Source organism: Dyadobacter frigoris (genome assembly GCF_005280585.1).
In the GTDB taxonomy this organism is placed as follows: Bacteria; Bacteroidota; Bacteroidia; order Cytophagales; family Spirosomataceae; genus Dyadobacter; species Dyadobacter frigoris.
The window spans coordinates 837,901-861,899 of the sequence record NZ_SZVO01000001.1 but is presented as its reverse complement, the minus strand read 5'-3'; the positions used below and the strand labels follow the sequence as shown (position 1 = coordinate 861,899).

At 40.5% G+C, this 23,999-nt stretch carries 17 protein-coding genes; 4 read left to right on the top strand and 13 right to left on the bottom strand.

Features of this window, described 5'->3' with window-relative positions:
• Window positions 1–559: 559 nt before the first annotated feature.
• The gene (locus FDK13_RS03815) at window positions 560–3,289 is read right to left on the bottom strand and encodes an alpha-L-rhamnosidase (RefSeq protein ID WP_137338635.1); all 2,730 of its coding nucleotides are present in this window, start codon (window positions 3,287–3,289) and stop codon (window positions 560–562) included.
• 223 nt (window positions 3,290–3,512) lie between these two features.
• Here FDK13_RS03815 and FDK13_RS03810 point away from each other — a divergent pair, with 223 nt between their 5' ends.
• A complete protein-coding gene (locus FDK13_RS03810) occupies window positions 3,513–5,225 on the top strand; it encodes a GMC oxidoreductase (protein WP_137338634.1) in 1,713 nt (570 codons plus the stop codon).
• 107 nt (window positions 5,226–5,332) lie between these two features.
• Here FDK13_RS03810 and FDK13_RS03805 read toward each other — a convergent pair whose 3' ends face one another.
• The 6 genes from FDK13_RS03805 to FDK13_RS03780 all read right to left on the bottom strand — a co-directional run bounded on the left by FDK13_RS03805 (window position 5,333) and on the right by FDK13_RS03780 (window position 13,318).
• Window positions 5,333–6,313 carry a potassium channel family protein gene (locus FDK13_RS03805; RefSeq protein WP_137338633.1) on the bottom strand — a complete coding sequence of 327 codons (981 nt, stop codon included), beginning with the start codon at window positions 6,311–6,313 and terminating at the stop codon, window positions 5,333–5,335.
• A gap of 166 nt (window positions 6,314–6,479) precedes the next feature.
• A complete protein-coding gene (locus FDK13_RS03800) occupies window positions 6,480–7,526 on the bottom strand; it encodes a T9SS type A sorting domain-containing protein (protein ID WP_137338632.1) in 1,047 nt (348 codons plus the stop codon).
• Window positions 7,527–8,316: 790 nt separating this feature from the next.
• Window positions 8,317–8,892: a hypothetical protein gene (locus FDK13_RS03795; RefSeq protein ID WP_137338631.1), complete on the bottom strand. Its 576-nt coding sequence runs from the start codon at window positions 8,890–8,892 to the stop codon at window positions 8,317–8,319.
• A 145-nt stretch (window positions 8,893–9,037) separates the two neighbouring features.
• Window positions 9,038–9,532 carry a GNAT family N-acetyltransferase gene (locus tag FDK13_RS03790; RefSeq protein WP_137338630.1) on the bottom strand — a complete coding sequence of 165 codons (495 nt, stop codon included), beginning with the start codon at window positions 9,530–9,532 and terminating at the stop codon, window positions 9,038–9,040.
• Window positions 9,533–9,734: 202 nt separating this feature from the next.
• Complete coding sequence (locus FDK13_RS03785) at window positions 9,735–12,212, bottom strand: hypothetical protein (protein WP_137338629.1); 2,478 nt, start codon at window positions 12,210–12,212, stop codon at window positions 9,735–9,737.
• 110 nt (window positions 12,213–12,322) lie between these two features.
• Window positions 12,323–13,318 (bottom strand): GlxA family transcriptional regulator, encoded by a 996-nt coding sequence (locus FDK13_RS03780; RefSeq protein WP_137338628.1) that lies wholly within the window; start codon window positions 13,316–13,318, stop codon window positions 12,323–12,325.
• A 131-nt stretch (window positions 13,319–13,449) separates the two neighbouring features.
• Here FDK13_RS03780 and FDK13_RS03775 point away from each other — a divergent pair, with 131 nt between their 5' ends.
• The 3 genes from FDK13_RS03775 (at window position 13,450) to FDK13_RS03765 (ending at window position 14,935) form a co-directional block, all read left to right on the top strand.
• Complete coding sequence (locus FDK13_RS03775; protein ID WP_137338627.1) at window positions 13,450–13,857, top strand: VOC family protein; 408 nt, start codon at window positions 13,450–13,452, stop codon at window positions 13,855–13,857.
• Between the two features lie 98 nt (window positions 13,858–13,955).
• Window positions 13,956–14,435 carry a hypothetical protein gene (locus FDK13_RS03770; protein ID WP_137338626.1) on the top strand — a complete coding sequence of 160 codons (480 nt, stop codon included), beginning with the start codon at window positions 13,956–13,958 and terminating at the stop codon, window positions 14,433–14,435.
• Between the two features lie 2 nt (window positions 14,436–14,437).
• Window positions 14,438–14,935: a DUF1579 domain-containing protein gene (locus tag FDK13_RS03765; RefSeq protein ID WP_137338625.1), complete on the top strand. Its 498-nt coding sequence runs from the start codon at window positions 14,438–14,440 to the stop codon at window positions 14,933–14,935.
• A gap of 2 nt (window positions 14,936–14,937) precedes the next feature.
• Here the strand turns inward: FDK13_RS03765 and FDK13_RS03760 are convergent, their stop codons facing one another.
• The 6 genes from FDK13_RS03760 to FDK13_RS03735 all read right to left on the bottom strand — a co-directional run bounded on the left by FDK13_RS03760 (window position 14,938) and on the right by FDK13_RS03735 (window position 23,998).
• The gene (locus FDK13_RS03760; RefSeq protein WP_137338624.1) at window positions 14,938–16,041 is read right to left on the bottom strand and encodes a PDDEXK nuclease domain-containing protein; all 1,104 of its coding nucleotides are present in this window, start codon (window positions 16,039–16,041) and stop codon (window positions 14,938–14,940) included.
• A 251-nt stretch (window positions 16,042–16,292) separates the two neighbouring features.
• Window positions 16,293–17,357 (bottom strand): aminotransferase-like domain-containing protein, encoded by a 1,065-nt coding sequence (locus FDK13_RS03755; RefSeq protein WP_137338623.1) that lies wholly within the window; start codon window positions 17,355–17,357, stop codon window positions 16,293–16,295.
• Between the two features lie 113 nt (window positions 17,358–17,470).
• Complete coding sequence (locus tag FDK13_RS03750) at window positions 17,471–18,988, bottom strand: sulfatase (protein WP_137338670.1); 1,518 nt, start codon at window positions 18,986–18,988, stop codon at window positions 17,471–17,473.
• Between the two features lie 99 nt (window positions 18,989–19,087).
• Window positions 19,088–20,530, bottom strand: coding sequence for an arylsulfatase (locus FDK13_RS03745; protein WP_137338622.1), 1,443 nt, complete (start codon window positions 20,528–20,530; stop codon window positions 19,088–19,090).
• A gap of 466 nt (window positions 20,531–20,996) precedes the next feature.
• The gene (locus FDK13_RS03740) at window positions 20,997–22,484 is read right to left on the bottom strand and encodes an arylsulfatase (protein ID WP_137338621.1); all 1,488 of its coding nucleotides are present in this window, start codon (window positions 22,482–22,484) and stop codon (window positions 20,997–20,999) included.
• Between the two features lie 128 nt (window positions 22,485–22,612).
• A complete protein-coding gene (locus tag FDK13_RS03735; protein WP_229215891.1) occupies window positions 22,613–23,998 on the bottom strand; it encodes a sulfatase family protein in 1,386 nt (461 codons plus the stop codon).
• Window position 23,999: the final 1 nt, after the last annotated feature.

Below are 23,999 nucleotides of genomic sequence, written 5' to 3'. Positions count from 1 at the left end.
TTTTGGGAATAGAGGGGGTTGGAAAGCAAAACAGGCACGGAATGCGTCGTAAAGCGGGCGTTGGTTCCTCATAGAGGTACCCCAAAAAGAACTTCAATAGTGGATTGGCGTCAAGAAATAACCCAAGCGGCATGAATAGGTCATTTGACCCTTCGTTTTATACCTAGATATAAGGAGAGAGAAATGTGGTGTTCCGGGTTATAGGCTCCGGGTTATTCGTGAATTTTACCCTCCGCTACTTTTAAACCTATATATAACGAAAGAGAAAGTATCGTTCAGCTCCTTTGTTCAAGGATTGTGCACAGGAGGCTCACAAGGAGCCCGGGAAATTCCAGGCGTGATTCCTTGCCAGAAACACGGAGCTCACAAGGAGCTCGATAATTCGGAATTTATTGGATTGATGATAACAGGATATGCATAGGAGCTGGCAAGTTCAGAATATTGACATGATAGGAATAAGATAACAATAGGAGTTCGAAATTTTTGAAATAAAAAGCTGGAAATGGATTGTATAATACAATTTCCATTTCCAGCTCGTCATACAATCCCCCCCTTACGATTATTCCTCTACCACAAAGTGATATTTTCCAGATCCAACCTTAACCACTTTAAATCCCTTCTCCTCTCCCTGAACTTGAATCCCATTTGCCGAAGCCAACACTGCCCCGCCTTCCGTGATTTTTTGCTGGCTTCCTTTAATAAGTATGAAGACCGTTGCAGAAGTATTAACCGGAACTTCTAAATGAAGACTGAATTTATTTCCGTCTATTTTCCAATCCGAGCCAACTTTTCCATAATAAGTCTCAATACTCCCGGAAGCCGATGTAATCCCTCCGCCAGGAATCGGTTTAATAATGATTTCCTTATAGCCTGCTCCCTCTTCCTTTGTATCAATACCCGCAATCGATCGATACATCCAATCTCCCACTGCACCGTAAGCATAATGATTGAAGGAAGTCATACTTGGATCCTGGAATGTGCTGTCTGGTTTTTGAGAATCCCAGCGCTCCCAGATTGTTGTCGCTCCCATTTTTACAGGAAATAACCAGGATGGATAGGTATCCTGCAACAACAATTTATATGCAGTTTCAATTTCTCCAAAACGAGTCAATGAACTGGTCAGAAATGGTGTTCCAAGAAAACCGGTTGTCAGGTGATAATTATAACTCTTAATATTATCTACCAATCTCTTTACAGCAGACGCTCGCAGGTTTTCCGGTAACATGTCAAATTGTAATGCAAGTACATATGCAGTTTGTGTTTCTGAAATTAATCTTCCACCCGGCGTCACATATTCCTGCTGAAAAGCTTTTCTGATTCTTTCAGCTAATGCTTCGTATTCTTTTGTCTCATCCGTTTTACCAAGAAGCCTGGCAGATTTTGTCATTAAATCCACCACATAAGCATAGAAACATTGTGTTACCAGATAGTTATCAGTAACAGCCGATTTCTGACCAATCAATCCTTTTGAATCATCAACCCGATAAGACAGCCAGTCGCCAAATTGAAAACCAGTATTCCAAAGATCATTCTTCGCTGCTTTCCTTATATAATCCAGATATGCTTTCATACTTGGATACTGTTCTTCAACAATCCGTTTATCTCCATATGCAACATACATGTTCCATGGAATGATAATCCCGGCATCCGACCAGCCAGCTGCACTTTCTGGTCGCCCGAAAAATGATCCCTTCAGAATATCAGGAATTACAAAAGGAATGGCGCCGTTTGGATACTGCTCCGCCGCTACATCTTTCAGCCATTTTGCAAAGAAATTGTTCACATTAAAGTTATAGGCAGCCGTCCTTGAAAAAACCTCTGCATCTCCTGTCCAGCCCAATCTTTCATCGCGCTGTGGACAATCCGTAGGAACATCCAGAAAATTCCCTCTTTGTCCCCATTGAATATTTTTTTGAAGTTGATTAACCAGCGCATTGGAACATTCAAACTTTCCGGTTGCCTTCATATCCGAATATAAAGTAACCGCTGTAAAATTATCGGGATTGATTGCACCCGAAATCCCTTCGACCCGCACATACCTGAATCCATGAAAAGTAAAATGAGGCTCGTATGTTTCAACTCCTCCGCCCTTCATTATATAGGTATCCTGCGCTTTTGCATTACGAAGATTATCAAAATACAGATTCCCATGTTTGTCCAGCATTTCAACATGTGACAAAACAATCTTGTTTCCAGCAATTCCGGAGACTTTCATTTGGACCCAACCTACAAGATTTTGACCAAAATCCAGTACTGTTTCACCCTTCGGCGTTGTCAGTACTTTGATCGGTTTAAATGTTTCATGTTTTGTAATCAGCTCATGGTTACTCGCAAAAAGAATATCCTTTGTAAAATCCTTCACTTCCGCTTTTGTCCATTTACTGTCGTCAAAGGAAGAAGTTGCCCAACCTTTTTGTTCTAATCTTGCATCATATACTTCTCCATCATAAATCTCAGAACTTAACATTGGGCTTGGGGAAACTTTCCAGCTATCATCAGAAATAATCGTTTCCTTACTACCATCGGTATAATTAATGTTTAATTGAAACAATAATGCAGTTTGTTTGCCGTAGGTATTTGTCTTTTTCTCCCAGCCTAATTCTCCACGAAACCATCCATTGGCCAAACTGCCACCAACCGCATTTTTTCCCGAAACTAAAAGTTGGGTAACATCATAAGTTTGATAAAGCAAACGTTTATTGTAGGCTGTCCAACCCGGCGTGAGAAAGGCGTCTCCAATCCGCTTCCCATTTATTTGCATTTCGTAAAGACCTTTTGCAGTAATAAAGGCAGTAGCTGATTTTACCTTTTTAGTTGTGGAAAACGATTTTCTGAATTGTGGTACTATTCCATAAGCCGTATCTGCTTTCAAACCGGAAGATATCCAGTTTGCTGTAATCTCAGTTTCGGGCTTAAATAAAGCTGTATGAAACATAGCTTCACCGGAAGTCGCCATTTTGCTTCCCTGATTATCCCAGACTTTTACCTGCCAGCTGTAACGCGTTGCAGATTTTAAAGCCGGGCCGGCGTAAGGAATATGGATAGAAGTCTCCGAGGATACTTTGTCCGAAGACCAAATCAGTTTACCATCCGCCCGAACAGCGATTTCATAAGCCGTTTGTTTTACATTTCTTTTTTCGGATTCTAAAACCCAGCTAAATCTTGGCTGGGTAATATCCAAACCAACCGGACTCAGTTGTCCCTCTGTTTTTAAACTCGTTACTATTAGCTGCGCGAAAGAAATAGTGCTCAGGAATAGTAACAAAATGATAAAGTATAATTTTTTCATTGGATCGTTCTTTTTTCTTTTAGAAAACATATGAATCGACAATCTACTGACAGCATGGTGCAATTAATTTGCTATATATATGTAAAGGAAATTGTGTATAACTTTATTAAAGCTCAAACACTTTTATTATTCTTAGAGTAATTCCATAATTCTCTTTCTTTTAATACAAATAACCTCAAATCACAGCGTTTCAGGTTATCATCACCCATGAACAATTCCTGAAATGTCATACCTTAATATAGATTCAATTAAAGCACGCACTTTTGATGCCATTGTGATCGGGACCGGGATAAGTGGCGGCTGGGCGGCGAAAGAACTTACCGAAAAAGGATTAAAAACGCTTGTTTTGGAACGGGGAAAGGACGTAAAACATATCGTAGATTACCCGACAACCAACATGCAGCCCTGGGAGTTTCCACATTTGGGACAACCCACTTTGGCACTTCGCGAACAAAATCCAATTGCCAGCAAGCATTATATTTTCAGGGAAGATTCTGTGCATTTTGTAATGAAAGATGCCGAGCATCCTTATATACAGGACAAGCCTTTCGACTGGATGCGTGGATATCAGGTTGGTGGCCGCTCTTTATTGTGGGCGAGACAAACCCAGCGCTGGTCTGATTTTGATTTTGACGGTCCTGCCCGAGATGGATTTGCTGTCGATTGGCCAATACGTTATGCCGATATTGCTCCCTGGTATAGCTACGTTGAAAAGTTTGCAGGCATTTCGGGAAATAAGGATGGGTTGCCTCAATTGCCCGACGGTGAATTCCTTCCTCCGCACGAACTGACCTGCGTTGAAAAACATTTCAGCGAACAAACGGCTAAAAATTATAAAAATACCCGTCCTGTTATTATTGGAAGAGCGGCTCACATCACGGATCCGCAGCCAATTCATACCGAACAAGGCCGGGCGAAATGCCAGCACCGAAATATTTGTCAGCGCGGATGTCCTTTCGGAGGATATTTTAGCAGTAATTCGTCAACCATTCCCTGGGCAGAACGCACGGGAAATATGACTTTGCAGCCATATTCTGTTGTTCATTCCATTATATATGACGAAAAGAAAAAGAAGGCAACCGGTGTTCGTGTAGTGGATACCAATACAAAAGAAATGACAGAGTACTATGCCAAAATTATTTTTCTGAATGCCTCAGCTATTAATTCAAATTTGATTTTACTTAACTCAGCATCAAATCGTTTTCCAAATGGTTTAGGAAATGATAGCGGTGTCTTGGGAAAATTCATTGGTTTTCATAATTATCGGGGTCGGGTCACAGCTGATTATGACGGATACCTTGATTCTACTACCGATGGAAAACGACCTAATGCAGCTTATATTCCCCGTTTCCGTAATGTAGCCAAACAGGAAACTGATTTTCTCAGGGGTTATGCCGCTTCATTTTCTTCTAATAAGATGGGAAACCCAACAGATGGAATTGGAGAATCACTGAAAGCAAATTTGCTTAAACCAGAATCTGGCGGATGGACAGCCGGTGCTCAAATGATGGGTGAAACTTTGATGAAGGAAACCAACTTTATAGCGTTAGATCAAACCCAAAAAGACAAATGGGGAATTCCAATGTTACGGATGTCTGTTGATTTTGATGATAATGATATGAAAATGGTGCAGGATTTTTATATTCAGCTCTCCGAAATGTTGGATAAAGCGGGTTTCAAAAATATAAAAACATCAGACACCAAGCGAAATCCGGGAAGTGAAAATCATGAAATGGGCGGCGCCAGAATGGGAAAAGATCCAAAAACATCCATTTTAAATAAATGGAACCAGATGCATCAATGTTCGAATGTATTTGTAACAGATGGCGCTTCCATGGTTTCAACGGCAACACAAAATCCTTCGCTGACTTATATGGCGTTAACTGCGAGAGCGGTTGACTATGCGATTGGCGAAATGAAGAAAGGGAATATTTAGGTTGGATATCTAATTTTCTAAGATGTGGTAAACAGGTTAAGCCTAATTCTTAACATAATTAGGCTTAACTCACTCAATTATGAAATGACAATTGTTATTAAATATCCTTAACCCAACAAAACAACAGCCGCTTTAATCTGCTGCCCGCTTCCCATTAATAACAAACCTTCGCCAGGCGTAGTAATGTAAGCCGGCTCGGGATTACGATGGTATTTTCCATTTATTAACTTAACCCCCAGAATTGTACAGCCCGTTTCCTGCCATAAATTAAGCTGCCCCAAATGAATAATTTTATGAATTTCAATCTCGGTAATCTGAAATTTTTCATTGTGCTGGGAGCTGATAAGAGAAATAAATTCCTGCACATCCGGAATAAGTACCAGACTTGCCATATGTGCTCCACCCAGTTTGTCGGGCATGATCACGTTACTGGCTCCCGCAATTTTCAATTTGTTGACACTCTGATCATAAGACGCCCTGCTTATGATTACAATTGATGGATTTAACTGTCTGGCTGTAAGAACAATAAATAAGTTAGCAGCATCGTCCGGTAAGGAAATAATAATTGCTTTGGCCCTTAAAATTCCAGCCTCAATTAAAACCTCGTCTCTTGTAGCATCGGCATAAATAATCACATCTCCCGGATGAGGAGCGGCGACTTTCGAAGATTCAATTACGGCAAACCGGACATCATTTTGCCTGAGAATCTCACAAGCCTGACGTCCGTTTCGCCCATAACCGCATACCACCACGTGGTTTTCCATTTTTTGCAGATAATTGTGTTGTTTATATTGCTGATATTCCCGGCTCCATTCGCCATCAGAAAGCAGCCTGGTTACAACTGTCAGATAATACGCTAACAGCCCTACGCTGCTTACAATCAGTAGAATTGTAAAAAGACGACCGCCGTCACTCAGCTTGTTCACTTCTCCATAACCAACCGTACTGATGGTGATAATGGTCATATAAAGTGCATCCAGCCAGCGGTAATCCTCAATGATTACGTATCCAAAAGTACCAACAAGCGTAAGAAAGCCCAGATAAACTAATGGACTAAAAAACTTTTTAAAAAGTAACCAACGATTCATCCATTATAGCGTTCTGACAATTTTCCTTTCCAAAGTTTTACGTAAACAGCAATTAAATATTGATCTCTAAAATCATGAAGTGCTGATTCCCGATTTGGAATTGTAAAATAACTATTCTGCTTTGATATTAAACTCTTTATGAGCAATTGGAATAAAATTATTCAGACTACCTTGCCACTACAATTTTCTGTGATGCCCAGGATCCATCTGTTTTTCCAATTTTCATAATATAAATTCCTTGTTTCAAATTTGCCACATTCACGGATGGCAACGGAATTTTACCTGAATCATAAACCGTATTTCCATAGAGATTCATAAGCCGAATATTATTAACGCTTCCCCAGTTACTCATATTAATAGTAAGTCGGTCTGCAACAGGATTTGGATATATTTCCAATCTGATATTTTCAAATTCAACATTTGTAATAGAACTGAACGCAAAAGTTTCGTCATTGTCCACCATTTTCAGACGGTAATAATTGTTTCCGTCAAACGGATCTGTGTGTGTAAAATGATAATCCAATTTACTTTTGCTTTCTTTGCCGGAAGCCAATGAGCCGATTAAACTCCAATCTTTTCCATCCAAACTGTGCTCAATATCAAACCTGTCACTGTTTACTTCAGAAGTTGTGGACCAATCCAGATTTACCCGGGTATTTTCTTTAACCGCCTTAAAAGATAACAAGGTTACAGGAAGCGGAGTGATAACCGAAACCGGGGTTGAAATAAGATCATTGCCTGGTATTAAATTGCCGGATGGTGGATAGCTCAGGTTAAAATCCGTTATAACCGTAGCGTACAAAATACTGACATCGCCTTTAACTGCCAGCAAAGGTATTCTCACGGTCCCGAAACTTCCTTTTGGGATTCCATCAGGTACAGTAAGCTTGATAATGGTTGAACCAGAAAATGTTGACATTTGGCTAATGATAGTAACGTTGAATGGAACTTTCGAAAAATCAAGCGGTCCGTTTACTTTCAAAATGTAGGGAATAGTGATAATAAAATTGGCATCATAAGGTGCCAAAGCTTTCCCGGCGGAAAAACCGCCGGAGTAATTTCCAATCACTATTTCGAGGTTTCCCGTATCATTTATCTGGAAAATTGATTGAGAAAAACTCATTCCCGAAGACCCGGGATCTGCTTGTCCATACATTGTTCCAAAAGAAAAAACACTAATAATCAGAAGTGAAAATTTTGCGATAGATTTCATAATTTAAATTTTAGAGGAGGATAAATTCGGCAAGACTGAATCGTTGATTTAATAGCAAAACACGTAGCCTAAGATGAGTCCAGGTAATTTGTCAGAAATAAGTTATCAGACTTATCCTGAATGCTTTTGTTTGAATCGGACAACACATGATTTCACTTACAACCGAAGGTCATATGCGCCACAACTATAAAATGTCTGGAAACAGTGCTCCAGGTAGTATCAATTTTTGACCGGTTTCAGATCTTCACAATTATACCAGGGACAGAAGATATCTTCTTCGATTAATTCGCAATACTAGAAATGGCATTGTCGATTGTTTTGTAACTTACTGTACACCAATTGTTTTAAATAAGGCTGCTCCCTCTGCAATTGTTCGTACTTTCCGCGATGCGAATTGGGGTAAAAGAAAATAAACTGTGTTCAGGTTTCATAACGATGAGGGATTTTAATTATATTATTTATTCATTTAAATAAATCCTAAAATCTTTAATTAAAGGCACTTACGCATAATAACTTGGATGTAATCTTACTAAAAATGACATTTTAAAACTACCAGTTTTTATTTAACGGTAAGTTCTCAGTTTTTTCAGTTCATTTTTTTGTTAAAATTGTAAATTTAATTCAATAAAATTACCCAAACTCTCACCCATATACGCACCGAAAACCCGTATCTTTAATTAAAATAAATCAAAAAAAACTATTTAAAATTACAAATAACCCGGAAGTGAAAATATTTTGACTCCAATCAAATTTATTTGAATTGGTTTGGAGTCAAATTACCTAATCCCGTTTATTCCTCTGCTTCTGAGATAGGTGCTGTTGTATGTAGAAGTTCAACATCACCTCTCAAATCCATAATAAAACTATGGATCTGGATGACATCTTTATATTTAGATCCAGAATTATCCGGCATCCCAGATTGCTTTCCGAGTAAATAATCAGTCAAAAGTTCGGTAAGTCTTTTCGCATACTTTTTGTGATGGGCAAACTCGATAGCGTAACCATGTTTATCATAATTACCAAGTTCGTCTTTCAGAAACGCTTTGTATGCACCGCAGTTTCTATGCTCCATAATGTAAATATCTTTCACATCGTGTAATTGAATTGCGAGATCAAGATGATCTGTCAGACCGGTTTTCCAGTGATGATATTTGGGATCGTTGTTCAGTTCATCCTCAGAAGTAGCGGTTTCGAAAAGTGCACCAATGGACGCTCCCGCCATAATAAACTGATCATAGCGATTTGTAAGATTGTCGTGTTCCATGAAATGAACAATATTATCCAGCAACCTCAAATCCATACAGCTGATTAACAGTACATTGTAGCGCGGCACACGATAGCCTATAGGATAATTTCTGGTGCTCATGAGTATGGAATTTGCTGATGAATAGTAGTGAAAAATTATAATTCATTTTATACCAGCAAGGTAACATCGAAATTATTTTCTGCCAAGTTTTACTTCGGAATAATACAGAGAAGTCAGATATAATCGTAACGAACAACTATTTTTCTCACTGTATTACCAAGTGATAATACACATTTTCACCCATCATTCTTGGGAAATAAACCGGCATTTCTTCACTTTTCATTTTAATAAATCCATTCTTTTCATAAAACCGATGTGCTGCTTTCAACATATCAACGGTTCCTAAATAAAGATCCGTAATCCCATTTTCTTTACAATATTCTATCAAGGTTCCAAGCAATTTCTGAGCCGTTCCATTTTCTTTACCACGAAATTCCTTTTTAACAAACATCTTTCTAATAGCTCCTGCATTATGACCTACTGCAATTAAAGCAATTGAGCCAACCAGTTCGTCTCCATTTTTTGCGCCCCAAAATCCTCCTCCGGTCTTGTGGTAATGCGTTTCAATATCTAATAAATCTGGTTGCCCTTCCAGCGTGACGGGAACATTGAATTCGATTTGCTGGATTGGCAAAATAAGATCCAAAATTTGCAGACAATGGTTATTGAAAATTGTTGTGATGGTCAAGGAATTATTCATGGTGATACATTTATGTTTTATAATATGTAGTTAACTACATTATTAACCTGAACATACTTCTTATGGTTCACAGTTTAGAATATTTATTGATTTTATGTACTTAATATCAGTCGTTTATTATAGAAATGAGGGTTTCTCATTTCTATACTGTCAACATAACAATTTAGAAAATGAGAAACCCTGACTGCAAACTTACTATGAATTACTCCTGCCCTCTGGCATTTCCCCTTTCTCTCGCCGGTTGTGCATTCTGTCTCGGTGCAGCACTCCTTTGCGGATTCGCGGTTGGTTGTTGCCTTGTCTGAGGTGCACGATTCTGATTTGGGGTCACTGTCGGCCTTGCATTCTGACCATTATTTTGATTTTGCTGAACAGGCTGACGAATCGTCTGATCTGGCCTTGTTACATTTGGCCTTGCATTCTGATTTCCACCAGTTGCTGGTCTGGTTATATCAGGACGGGCATTTTGACCATTTCCGGTATTTGGTCTTGTACGGTTTGGTACTGTATTTTGGTCAGCACCAACTGCCGGTGACGTAACATTCGGACGACCGCTTTGTCCATTTCCAATAGCCGGGCGCGTTCTGTCAGGCAACGTATTCTGATCTCTTCCTGTAGAAGGGCGCGTTACATCAGGACGAGTCGTATTTTGTCCGTTCCCGGTTGCAGGTCTGGTTCTATCAGGAAAAGTTGTCTGTCCTGAACCGGTCGAAGGCCTTCCGGTATTTGGACGGCCATTTTGATCATTACCTGTTACCGGTCTTGTCACATTTGGGCGACCGGACGAATTATTTCCATTAGAAGGCCGGCCCGTAACCGGACGTGGCGTTGGCCTGAAAACATTATCCCGGGTTGCCACAACATATTTTCTGTCGCGGTACAAATTGTTATTATTATTATTTCCATAATTCGGTCTCCCATTTCCATTGCCAGGACGGTTAATCGACATATTCGGTCTTGGACGATTTGGATAACCACCATTACCTGGCCGGTTTCCATAATATCCGCCATTCCAACCCCACGGACGGGAAGGTGGACGATAAGCAGGAGGCCCAAACCAGCCACCATAATTAGGACGGGAGCGGCCATAGTGATACCAACCCACATTAAATCCTAAACCAAAACTCATGGACCAACCGGCCCAGGGATTGTAATGCATACCAAAACCCCAGGTCACCGGACGCGGCCGGTAATATCTTCCCCGCCATGGACGATAATGCCAGCCAGTACCCCAAACAACCGTAGGGCCATAAATGTAATTTCCCATGTAACCCTGCGTATAACCAACGTATACATACTGAGGCGTTGTTTCATAAATGTATACATAACGGGCATTGTAAGCACTGCTGCTCGGTGGAATTCTGTCTACATCCGACGGACGTTCATTTGCAACCTGCCAGGGACCATAAGGATTATTACTTATAAACCATATCCCATTTTCCAACGCATAAAACTGGTTGTTTGCAGCCTGCATAACAGTAATATTAGCATTTTCCGCTACCGACAAATTTGTATTCTGAATCGGTACGAAACGAGGATCTCCATCATAATTTACTTCGACTCTGGCTGTACTCCGATCTACTTTGGCAGTTTGCGGAATTTGTGCTTCCATTACCGCGTCATCTGCTTCTTCCGTTCCGGCAACACTGGCAAGTACACCGTCCTTTTCTGAGCCTGCTGGAATGTTCGCAAAGGCGGCCGGTAAGGTATTTTGCGGAACATATTGCCAAGGACCATTCAGGGAAGTACTATTATACCATCTTCCGGCAATCAAAATGTAATTTTTCTGACTGTCAATATCTTTAAAGATTTCGTCAAGAGAATTGTTGACATACAAAAGTGTGGAGCCCTGCACTGCCTGATAAGTTGGCTTTCCTTCCGTTTGAATGATTTCAGCTGGTTCCGTTACTACAAGGATATCCGTTGGAGTGGTAAATTTATTCGTGTCCTCATTTTCAGAAGAAGCTTTTTTCTCCTCTTCTTTCATTTTAGCATCCACGGCTCTGATTCTGGACGGAATATTTTTGACATACGCCCATCCATCCTTAACCCGCGTGGAAGCATACCAGAAACTTCCGCCATACAAATAATATTTATTATCATCCGGATTTTTGACGATCAGATAAGGTGTATTGACAACCCTCGTCATTTGCAGCTCGTCATCTTTTTCTTCCATCGGTTCTCCGTCAAGTACGATGAGCGTTGTAGCTTTGTCGCGGTAAATAATCAGTGGTGCATCATTTTTCAGGTTTTCAGCGCCTTGTTCCTGATTAATAGCAGCCTGAATATTATCTCTGGAAAATTGTACCCGCAAACCAGGAAAACCCTGCTCCACCGATTTCCTGAAATTGTCAGTATCAATATTGTCATTGTCAGCAAATTTTGATTGCCGCACCGTGACATTTTTCAGGGTTGCACTATTCCCGGCAGTTAGTTGTCCCTGAATCCACATTGCACCAAAAACCGGTTCGTCACCAGATTTTTTACGAATGGAAACAGCTGCACGGGCATCCAGATTATCCCCTGAAAGTTTTTCCGGTTGAAGCTGGTAAACGGTGATTGTTCCTCCACCGGAAAGCGGAATCTCTTTGGGCCAGGTATCCTGTGCCAGAACCGTTATCCCGGCCAGACTAATCAGAAAAATAACCGTTGATATTACATTTTTTGATATGGCTAACATAGCTTGATTTTTAAGTAATTGTCGGTAAAATGACGAATGTACAATCTGAGTAACGGAACTTTGACACATTGATGTATCAATTGGTTTAAAATGGAATTAAAACAATATGCCTATTTCGCAGCAAAAGCAATTCCCTCCATCCTACCCACATTAAATTTTTCACGATAAGATTTGGGTGTCATACCTGCACTCTTTTTAAACAATTGACGAAACGCTTTCAGATCATTATAACCTGAATTCAGCATAACCTCCAACACGCTCTGATCTGTAAATTCCAGCAGTTTCTTAGCCGCTTCAATTCTGGTTTTTTGTAAATATTCTATTGGGGTAACACCTGTTGCAAGCTTGAATCGTCGTACTACGTTACGTCTGCTGGCCGGAATATCCTGAATCATTTCTTCAATGGTACTGGATTCCTGATAGGCATCTTCAATTTTCTTTTGCGCCATCGTGACCAGATTATCTCCATGATTTTGAGGGGGTTGAAAAGTCCCGAAATAAGCCTGCTGCTCACGGTCCATATCAATGGCAAATAACTTGGCAATGTGCAGCACCACTTCCCTGCCACAATATATTTTCAATAAATGGAGCATCAGATGAAAACTGCTTGTTGCCCCGCCGCTGGTATAAATCCTATCTTCATCGGTTACAATAGCATCTCCATACAAACGCACCGCTGGAAAACTGGCAGCAAAGGCTGACCTTGCGTTCACATGTGTGGTCGCACTTTTTCCATTTAGTAAACCGGTAGCGGCAAGTAAAAATGCACCAGTACAGAAGCTCGCAATTTCAGCGCCATTCTGATATTGCTGTTGCAGCCATGGAATAAACTGGATATTTTCACCAACGGCAATTTCTGTAATATCCGAAGCAAAAGCGGGAATTAATATCAAATCCTGCTTTTCCGAAGTTTCCACCGGATAAAGCTCGTAACTTCCAAAAGTCTGGCCGGTAGATTCTGGTGCAAGTGTGAATAATTTAATATCAAAAAAAGAAGATTCTCCCTGAGCCTGGTAAAATCTGTTTACCGATTCAAAAACATCCAAAATTGCCGCTACGCTTAGTAAACGGTGTCTTTTTGTAATTAAAAGCGCTAGTTGTACCATTTCCTCTTTTGTTAATATATGACTAATGTATGCATTTTTGTCCCAAATACCCCTTACAGTTGACTTTTTAAGCCTGTATTTTTCGACGGCAATATACTTAATTTTGTCCTGTACTATAATCAATAAATACCATGAAACTAATCCCGTATCTAAATTTTGAAGGTAAGTGTGAGGAAGCAATAGATTTCTATCGGTCTGTTTTTGATGGAAAAATTGCTTATAAAGATTATTATAAAAATGCTCCCATGGATGTTCCGGAAGACCATAAAGAAAAAGTTATGCACTGCCAGCTGGATTTTGGGGATAACACACTTATGGCTTGTGACGCATTTCCCGGTGTTGAAATCAAGGAAGGAAACGGTGTTGACTTATCAATAGGTTTTGATGAAGAAGTAAAAGCCGAAGAAATATTCAACAAATTAGCAGATGGCGGTAAAATCACCATGCCTTTTGAAAAACAATTCTGGGGTGCCTGGCTTGGCCAGCTCACTGACCCATTTGGTAAAAAATGGATGATCAGCACAAATATTCATGCATAGGTTTTATATTTATTGAAGTTATTGAGGAATAGGCTTATACTATTTTGCTACCTGTAAAAGTTAGCTGCTGTAAAGTCAGGATTTAAATTAATTTAAATATGGATGCTGTTTTTAAAAAGTTAAATTTAAAAAATCAAAAAACAGTCGTTGTACTGAATGCTCCGGATTCTTTCGGAGTAAATCTGAATAGCATTCGAGATGAAGCTATGGTCGTTAATACTCTTGAAGAAGCTTCTGAAATCGATTTCATCCTGATTTTTGTCACAAAACAAACTGAAATTGATAATCTGATCCCAAAAATTGCTCCGCTCCTACAAGGCGATGTGGTGATTTGGATGTGCTATCCCAAAGGAACTTCCAGAAAATATAAATGTGATTTTAACCGTGATACCGGTTGGCAGATTATGGGAAATTATGATCTGGAACCAGTAAGAATGGTAGCGATAGATGAAGACTGGAGTGCATTAAGGTTTAAAAAAGTGGATTTTATCAAAACCATGAAACGCTCTTCGCTGCATGCATTGTCAGAAAAGGGAAAATTAAAATCAGGACAGGTTAATAATTTTAACCACGAATGATCATGTCCAAAAGCAATTTTGAAATTTCTCTTGAATCCGGTGTTCACCAAACACTTCAAACGCTGATTGGCAACTGGGAAGGAATGACTAAAACCTGGTTTGAACCGAATATCCTGGCAGATGAATCTGCTATGAAGGGCACCATTCGTTCGATACTTGGCGGACGTTTTGTAATGCATGAATATAAGGGAAGTCTGAGTGGAAATCTTTTGGAAGGAATGGCTGTTTATGGTTTTGATATTCAAAATAATACTTTCCAATCGTCCTGGATAGACAGCTTTCATATGGGAACTGGCATCATGTTATCAACCGGAAATCCTGCTAAAAACGGTTTTTCTGTTTTGGGAAGTTATAGCGGCCCGGACATTCCAGAGCCCTGGGGCTGGCGAACGGTTGTTGAATTAATTGATCATGATAACCTGGTTATTACCGCATACAACATTTCACCTGAAGGGCAGGAAGATAAGGCAACGGAAACAATATATTGGCGGGTTGAATAAAATCAGAACTGTTTTAACTCATTTTTTATAAAAATTTCCAACTGTTCCTTACTCGGTAATTCAATGACATATTTGCTTACAAATAATGGAATGTCGCTATCGGCTACTGCATATTCTACCAATGCTTTGTTTTGATCCGTAACTAAAAGAATTCCAACCGGAGGATTATCTCCGGGCAACATAATTTCCTTTTTAAAATAATTGATATAAGTTTTAAGCTGACCAATATGTTCGTGTTTAACTTCATTGGTTTTTAACTCTATCAATACGTGACACTTTAATATTCTGTGATAAAAGACCAGATCAATAAAAAAATATTCATCTCCGATCGTTATTCGTTTTTGTTTTGCTTCAAAGCAAAAACCATGACCTAATTCAATCAGGAATTCTTCCAAATGGTCAACCAATGCCTGTTCCAGATCATTTTCATAAACCACTTCTTTTGCTCTCAAACCTAAAAATTCAAAGGTAAAAGGCGATTTGATAATATCTGCTACGTGAAATTGTTCTGAATTTTCCAGAACCTCCAGACTCAGCTTTTCAGAATTCAGGCTCATTCCTGATCGTTCAAAATAAAGCGTCCGGATTTGACGCTTCAATTCGCTAACGCTCCAATTACTTTTGATACATTGAACTTCATAGAAAGAGCGTTTTACCTCCTCTTTGATCGGTAATAGTAAAGTGAGATGGGAAAAGGATAGTTTGGTGATTAGCTTTTCGGGAGCAATAACAAAATCGGAATTAGTACTAATCATATTTAATTGTCGATTTGAAATATCCAGAATTTTAAAAGACATCGGCAAACCAAAATCCTGTAATTGGGCAGACACCGTCTGCCCAATTACAGGATAAGCAAAATAAAACTGACGAAACAGTTTTAGATTTCTATATGACAACGATTCCTGGTTAAGTGACAAAGCTAAATTTTGCAGTAATTTCTCTCCATACTTCGCCCTGTCTTCTCCGTTCTGCTCAAACTCAACAATGTAAAAGCCAATGAGCCAGTTACGAATAGTCAAATGTTTGTTGATTGCCTTAATAGCACTTTGCTGAAGCGTGGCGTGCGTATCCTGTATGTTATTTACAAGAACATCGAAGTTCATCATGACTATTCAAATAAGTGTGTGATAATTTGTTCACAATATAGCCTTTCATTTTCAAACAACGATTCCCTTCATGGCATGAATTTATTGCTTACCACTTTTAGTAATAAAATATAATTTATGCGACTATTATCAAAGTTTCCGGCCGACTTCTATTTCAGGTTTCAATAATTTTTGCAAACTTCTATTTCTGGCGGTTTTAATTAATGGCGGTTTCATAAACTCATCCAAAACATTTTTGGATTTCAGCCGGATTAGGCCTTATCTAAACTTTCTGCAATTATCGACAATCCTTTCGTGAGGATTTTTTCGTCTGAAACGCTTCCCAAAGCCACTCTTATTCCGTTATACATTGGATCTGCATCAACGTTGTAGCCGGAACTCGTAACCACATCAATGCCTTTCTTAGATAAATCTTCTCCAAATTCATTCACATGAACGGATCCGGGAAGTGGTATCCAAAAATGAAAACTGGTCGGCTGCGTAATTATTTTGTATCCTGCTAAAACCCTGGCAGCAACATTTTGTCTTTCCAAAGCAATTTTTTGCTTTTCTTTAATGATACGGCTGATTTCGCCGGATGTGACCCAATTGCTTATTAATCTGGTAAACAAAGTTACCGAGCCGCTGGAAGTAATTCTGACTACATTCATAACCGGACTTAGCCATTTTTCAGGAACGATGATGTAAGACGTTTTTACACCAGGCGCCAGAATTTTGGCAAAACTGTATATGAAAAATCCCCTTTCGGGAGCTAATTGCGCAAAATTTGGCAGGGTATTGGGTTCTAAAAATCCATAAGCATCATCGTCGATCAGAATTAAATCAAAGAGCTGCGCTACTTCCACGATTTCCATTCTCCGCTCCAACGGCATAATAAAACACAGCGGATTGTGAATCGTCGGCATTAAATAAACGGCTTTGATTTTTTGGCTAAGACATAGTTCTGCCATGGCTTCCGGTTTCATTCCTTTATCGTCGATCGGGCAAGGAATTAGCTTAACGTTCATGATGGCTGCCAGGCCGATAAAACCATTGTAAGTAACCGGATCAACCAGAATTGCGCCGCCGGAAAGTCCGGTTGCCAAGATAATGGCCGTCAAAGCATGATGCCCTCCGCAAGCCAAAACGACAGATTCCGGTGCCACCGGATAATCCGGTCTCGATAACCACTGCGATGCAATTTTCCTGTCTTCCGGATAACCACCCGAAATTTCCATTTTCAGATAGGCTTCGTTGGGTTCAATTGAAGTCAGTGCATTTTGAAATAATATATGTTGGGAATCCAGAACAGGATAATTGAAGCGAAAATCGATCATAATTGATGTTTTAAAATCTCAACAATATTACACAGAGTTACGCTGAGAAAAAAAGAGGTACACAGAGACTATTCTCTGTGAATCTCTTTTTTTCTCTGTGGTTCCCCGTGTTCCTAATTAACCTCATCAGGCCACGGAACAACTTTTCTGTTTTGCTTATAAGTCGGCCATTGCGCATCCCATTTTTTCAATTGTTTGGTAAAAAGCAAAGCCAGCTCTTTCACTTTTTGCGGATTTGTCAAAGCCAGATCGTTTTGTTCGCCTATATCGTTTTTAAGATTGTAGAGTTCCAGTTTTCCTTTCCGGTAATCATAAATCAGCTTCCAATCTCCTTTTCTAAATGCGCTGGAAAAATGAATTTTTGGCCCTTCGGCTGGAATCCAGCGGTTTGGATGATGCCAGACCAGTTCTCTGTTTTCATCTTTAAAAGACGGATTTTTTAATATGGGGAGAAAACTTTTCCCGTCTATTTGCTGAATAATCTTCTGATTTTTCACGCCTGCAATTTCGAGAATCGTCGGAAAGAAATCTTCAACGATTACATATTGATCCGCTACCGATTTGGGCTTAACAACACCCGGCCAGCGTATCAGCATCGGCTCCCGAATTCCTCCTTCGTAAACAGATCCTTTTCCCCCTTTCAGCGGCAGATTATGCGTCCAGGCATTTCCTCCGCGCTGAGGCGTCAGACTTAACCCGCCATTATCCGACATAAAAAGGATTACGGTATTATCCGCAATTTTCCGGTCATCCAAAAAATTAAGCACATCGCCCAAACTTTTGTCCATTCCTTCGATCAGCGCAGCATATTTTGCCTCCGTACTATCAAGACCTGCTTTCAAATATTTTGACATAAAACGTTTATCAGCATCCAGAGGCACATGAACGGCATACTGAGCCAGATAAAGAAAAAATGGCTTCTTATCATTCACCGGTTTTTCCAAAGCCTTCAAAGCTTCGGTCGTGATCGCATCACTTAGGAAAACATCGGTACCATGATATGCTTCCAAACCAGGAACCGCATTCCGGCTTGGTTTTCCATTTTTGGCATTGTCATAGTTTTTCTCTCCCAGATAACTGGCCGGATGACCAATTTCATTGCCGGCGATATTGACCTGAAAACCCAGATTTTTCGGATCAGAACCTGGCGTTCCCGCTGATCCAAAATGTGCTTTTCCACTGTGGATTGTATAATAACCCGCCTGATTCAAAATGGCCGGTAAAGGCGTTCCATAAAAAGTATGCGGAATGCCGGCAACAGGACTAAATCCATTGATATTCCAGTCTACCGAATTAAGCGTGGAATCAGCAAAATCAGTATTCTTGTCTTTGTCAGGCGAAGTCCAATGTGTTACGCGGTGGTGCGCAGCATTTACACCCGTCATCAGGCTCACGCGCGAAGGTGTGCAAACCGGCATCGCATAAGCATTCGTAAACTTCATTCCTTCCCTGGCCAACCGTTCCATATTAGGAGTATGGTAACGTTTATTGAAATCGGTAACTTTTGTCCAGAAAGGAACCGAAGTATCCTGCCAACCCATATCATCCACAAGAAACACGATAATGTTTGGCTGCGTTTTTTTATTTTGTCCAAATGAAAAAAATCCCGAAATCAGCAAAATTGCCAGCATCGGGAAAGTTTTTAAATATTGATATGACTTTTGAGGCCAGTATTTATTTCTCAGGTTATCCATCATGTTCAGGAATATTTCATTTCAAAAAGCAATTTGCTATTTCCCGGCCTGACTTACAAATGGAAAAATTGCAGATTCAACGTGCGACCTGTTCATAATTTGTCCAAGTTCTTTTGCTTTTGCAGGGAATTTATCGGCAATATTAATGTGCTCACCGACGTCTTTGGATAAATCATAAAGCTCAACAGACGCATTAGGATGACCTGCCGCTTTCAATCTGACACCTTTCCATTTTCCTTGGCGCACAGCCTGACGCCCGCCTTGTTCGTGAAATTCCCAGTACAGATAATCATGTTTTTTCTGGACATTCTTTCCGGTAATGGACGGAACAAAGGAAATGCCATCGGTTTTTGTTGAAGGTTTTGCTCCTGCCAGCTCTGCGAATGTAGGAAGGATATCCCAGAAAGCGCCGATGTAATCATTTTTAGTTCCGGGTTTGATAACGCCCGGCCAACGTGCTGCAAAAGGCTCACGAATCCCTCCTTCGTATAAATCACGCTTTACCCCTTTGAAACCGGCGCTGCTGTGAAAAAATACAGGATCGGCGCCACCTTCAATATGCGGACCATTATCACTTGTAAAAATCACCAGTGTATTTTTATCAAGACCTTTTTCTTTTAATTTATCCAAAATCTGGCCTACATATAAATCCAGCCGGGTAACCATAGCGGCAAAAGCAGCGTGCGGATATTGCTGGGACGCATAACCTCCATTGGTTGCATTTGGACCATAATCGGCTCCTTTGTAAGGCTGTTCTTCAAACTTTCCTTTATAGTATTGAAAGATACTGTCCTCAGGAACGATCAATTCTGCATGTGGCAAAATATAAGGTAAGAATAAAAAGAATGGCTGTTTTCCATCTTTCGAATCCACAAATTCCAGTGCCTTTTTCTGGATCAGATCCGGTGCGTATTCCTTATTATAAAGCAAGTCCTGATTGGCTTCCAAAACAACTTTCTTCTGGTTTTCCCAAAGATGATCCGGATAGTAGCGATGTGCCAGACTTTGACAATTGTAACCGTAAAACTGATCAAAACCTTGTTTGTTCGGATCGCCGTAAGAACCAACCGGACCTAAACCCCATTTCCCAAAAGCACCGGTTGCGTACCCTGCTTTTTTCAAAATTTCGGCAATCGTCACAACTGAATCTGCGATAGGCTCCTGCCCTTCCGGATCTACACCTTTGTTACCTCTGATATAAGTATGTCCTGTATGCTTGCCGCTCATAAGTGACGAACGTGACGGCGCACAAACGGAAGTTCCGGCATAAAACTGGGAAAACTGAACGCCTTCCCTGGCGAGACGGTCAATATTGGGTGTGTGAATTAACTTTTGCCCGTTGAAACCAACATCGCCATAACCCAGATCATCGGCCAGAATGAAGATAATATTAGGCCGTTTTGTATTTTGAGCGAAAGATAGAGTGGCTTGAAAAAGTCCGGTGAGAAATAAGAAAAGCCAAAAGTATTTCTTTGTCATGAAATTTTAATTTATTCAACCATGTTATATTGCAGACTTTACAGAAACAAAAATCCGTTCTGTATGGAAAGAAAGTGACGAAGTTAATTTGACAGGCTGCAAAAAATTCACCACTCCTGATACCCCGCGACAGCCCAGCCGGGCAAGCATGAATTGACAACCACCGAAAATCCGGCATGTCCGGTTTGTGCTGTCTCTTGGGTATCAGGAGTGGATATATTGTTTCAATCAAAAAAGTTTATCGTGATTTGTTGTGCAGAGATATATCTAACCATTTCAGATACTCTACTTATTTGATAGACAAAGTAAGGGTTTTGTTTTGATACTAACAAGTGGTTTTGAGAAATTATTTTATAAAATGTGGCTTTCTTTAACCGCAATAGACGCAGTAGAATTCGCAATGGACGCAAGATGAAACCATTGCGTCCATTGCGAAACCCATAGCGCCTATTGCGGTTAAGATAAGTTAGAATTTGGGATCAATAAATTCCCACTCCTTAACAGTCGCATTTAAATGTTCCTTCTTGACGATCACATCCAGTTTTGAAATAATCTCCGGATGTTTTAAGGCAATATCTGTCGTTTCCTTTTCATCAGAACGCATATCATACAATTCCCAGGCGGCATTTTTATTTTTACGCACACCACTTTTCACGGCTTTGAAATCAGCAAAGCGAATGGCTATTTCACCCGATTTTTCACCAAATTCAAAATAAAGATATTCGCGGGTTTTCGGTTTTCCTTTACCCGTCAAAACCGGTAATAAAGAAATTCCATCCGAAGGAGGCGCGGAGATTCCGGCAATATCTGAGAAAGTAGCAAACATATCATATTGAACAGAAACGAAATCCGTAGTAATCCCAGCAGCAATTTTTCCTGGCCATCTTGCAATAAATGGCTCACGGATTCCGCCTTCATAAATATCCATTTTCATTCCTCGCAAACCTGCTACGCTGTTGAAAAAATTCGCGTCCGTCCCTCCATTGAACGTAGTACCGTTATCGCTGGAAAACATAATGATCGTATTGTCGTCAAGTCCAAGCGCTTTCACCTGCTCCATAATTTCCCCAACCTGTTTATCCAGATAGGTGATCATCGCAGCATAAGTCGAGCGCGGATATTTTGTGGAGGCATAATTCTTATCTCCGTAATAAGGTTTCTCTTCAAACTGGCCGATATATTCCTTTACCGCCTCATCCGGAACTTGTAAAGAGACGTGCGGAATGGTCATCGGCAGGTATAAGAAAAAGGATTCTTTCTGATGGTCGCTGATAAATTTTTGCGCCTTATCCCCGATTTTATCAATCGCATAATCTTTCCCTTTGAAATAATTAAAAGCACTATCAGGAGCATCCGGAGCTAACTTTCTGTGCACATCAATGACCGGATTATTCAGTTTGTCCCATTTACCATTTTCCCATAAATGCGTTGGATAATAGTTGTGAGCCTGTTTCTGATCAAGATATCCGTAGAAATAATCGAATCCTTGCTTGTTCGGATCGCCGGTTGTGTTGTTCATCCCTAAACCCCATTTCCCAAAAGCACCCGTTACATAACCTGCGTTTTTCAAAACTTTGGCGATGGTTAGTGTTCCTTCGGGAAGCGGCATTTGTCCGCCCTCTTTATCATCCGCAAAACCTCCCATTTCATAATTCCCACGGATAAAAGAATGTCCGCCATGACGACCTGTCAGCAGCATACATCGCGCCGGAGCACAAACAGGAGTGCTTGTATAATGTTTTGTAAAACGGATTCCTTCTTTGGCAAGCTTATCCAGATTTGGCGTTTTTATCTTTTTCTGGCCGTAACTCCCAAGTTCACCATAACCTAAATCATCGGCATAGATGTAAATGATATTGGGTTTCCGGGTTTGTTTTTGGGCGAAAGATTTTGCCGTGAAAAGCGGTTGCGTTGCAAGGAATAAAATGCAAATGAGTAATCTGTAAAGTCTCATAATCTATTTTATTTAAGATTTCAATTTCCTGGCATTCCGGAAAAGCAAAAGAAGCCAAGTATTCAGCACTTGACTTCTTTTGCTTTTTCTTATTAATCCGGCTTCATAACTTTATGATCTCAGCTAAATTATTTAGTGATTTTACCTCCCGGTCTTCTGTTCTTTCCGGTTTTCTTCTGCAAATCGTCTCCTAAATCTTCCCTTGCAGCGTCGGCAATTTTTTCAAGTTCGGCTACGATTTCCGGATTTTGAGAATAAACATCGTAACGTTCGCCTGGGTCACGGCCCAGATTATAAAGTGCAACCGGGAAATCATGATTTTCAGGTGCTGGTCCGGGCTGACCGCCTTTCCCTGGTAACGAACCCTCATAGGTACGGCCCGGGTGTGCGAAGACAAGTTTCCAGTTATCCTTACGCACCGCTTCCAGACTATTTTGACGGTAGTAGTAAAGGAAATTTCCCCGTGGCGTTTTCGTATCATCACCTTTCAGCAGATCAACAAAATCAATTCCGTCAATTTTCTCTTTCGGTAATTTTGCACCGGTTAACTTAACCAGGGTCGGCAAAATATCGATGTTTGATAACAGCTTGTTCGAAACTCTTCCCGAAGGCACCACACCCGGCCAGCGGATAATTGCAGGAACACGCTGTCCGCCTTCAAACGAAGTTCCTTTTCCTTCACGGAATCCGCCTGACGAACCGGCATGATCTCCATAATTTAGCCACGGACCATTGTCGCTGGTAAAGATCACAATCGTATTATCATCCAGCCCCTGCACTTTCAATTCTTTCATGATCTGCCCAACCGACCAATCCAGTTCTGTCAATACATCCCCGAAAATTCCACGCTCACTTTTTCCTTTGAAATTAGCACTGGCAGCCAACGGAACGTGCGGCATAGGTTCCGGAACATACAGGAAAAATGGTTTTTTCTTATTTTTCCTGATGAAAGAAATGGCGTGTTCCGTAACGGTTCCGGTAATCAGACTGGCATCATCCAGGTCTTTAATTTCTTTCACTTGCTTGTTTCCTTCAATCCAGAAAAGCGGCGGATACTGCGCCTGCTTCTGCCATGGATGGAGCGGCCACATATCGTGCGAATAGGGAACGCCGTAATATTCATCAAAACCTTGTTTTAAAGGAAGGAAAACAGAATCACTTCCCAAATGCCACTTACCGAAAATTCCGGTTGTGTAACCATTTGCTTTCAACAATTCAGCGATGGTTTCTTCATTCGGGTTAAGTCCCAAACCTTGTTTTGGGCCAAAAGCTCCGGCAACACCAACGCGGTTTGGATAACAACCTGTCAATAAAGCAGCACGTGAGGCACTACAAACGGCTTGCGCTGCCATAAAATTGGTGAAACGCATTCCTTCGGCAGCGAGTTTGTCAATGTTTGGTGTTTTGTAACCCAGCGCACCGGTAACTGACAAATCACCATAACCCATATCATCAATAAAAAATAAAACAATATTGGGTGTTTTCGATACCGGTTTCGGAGCCATGGCTGCCATA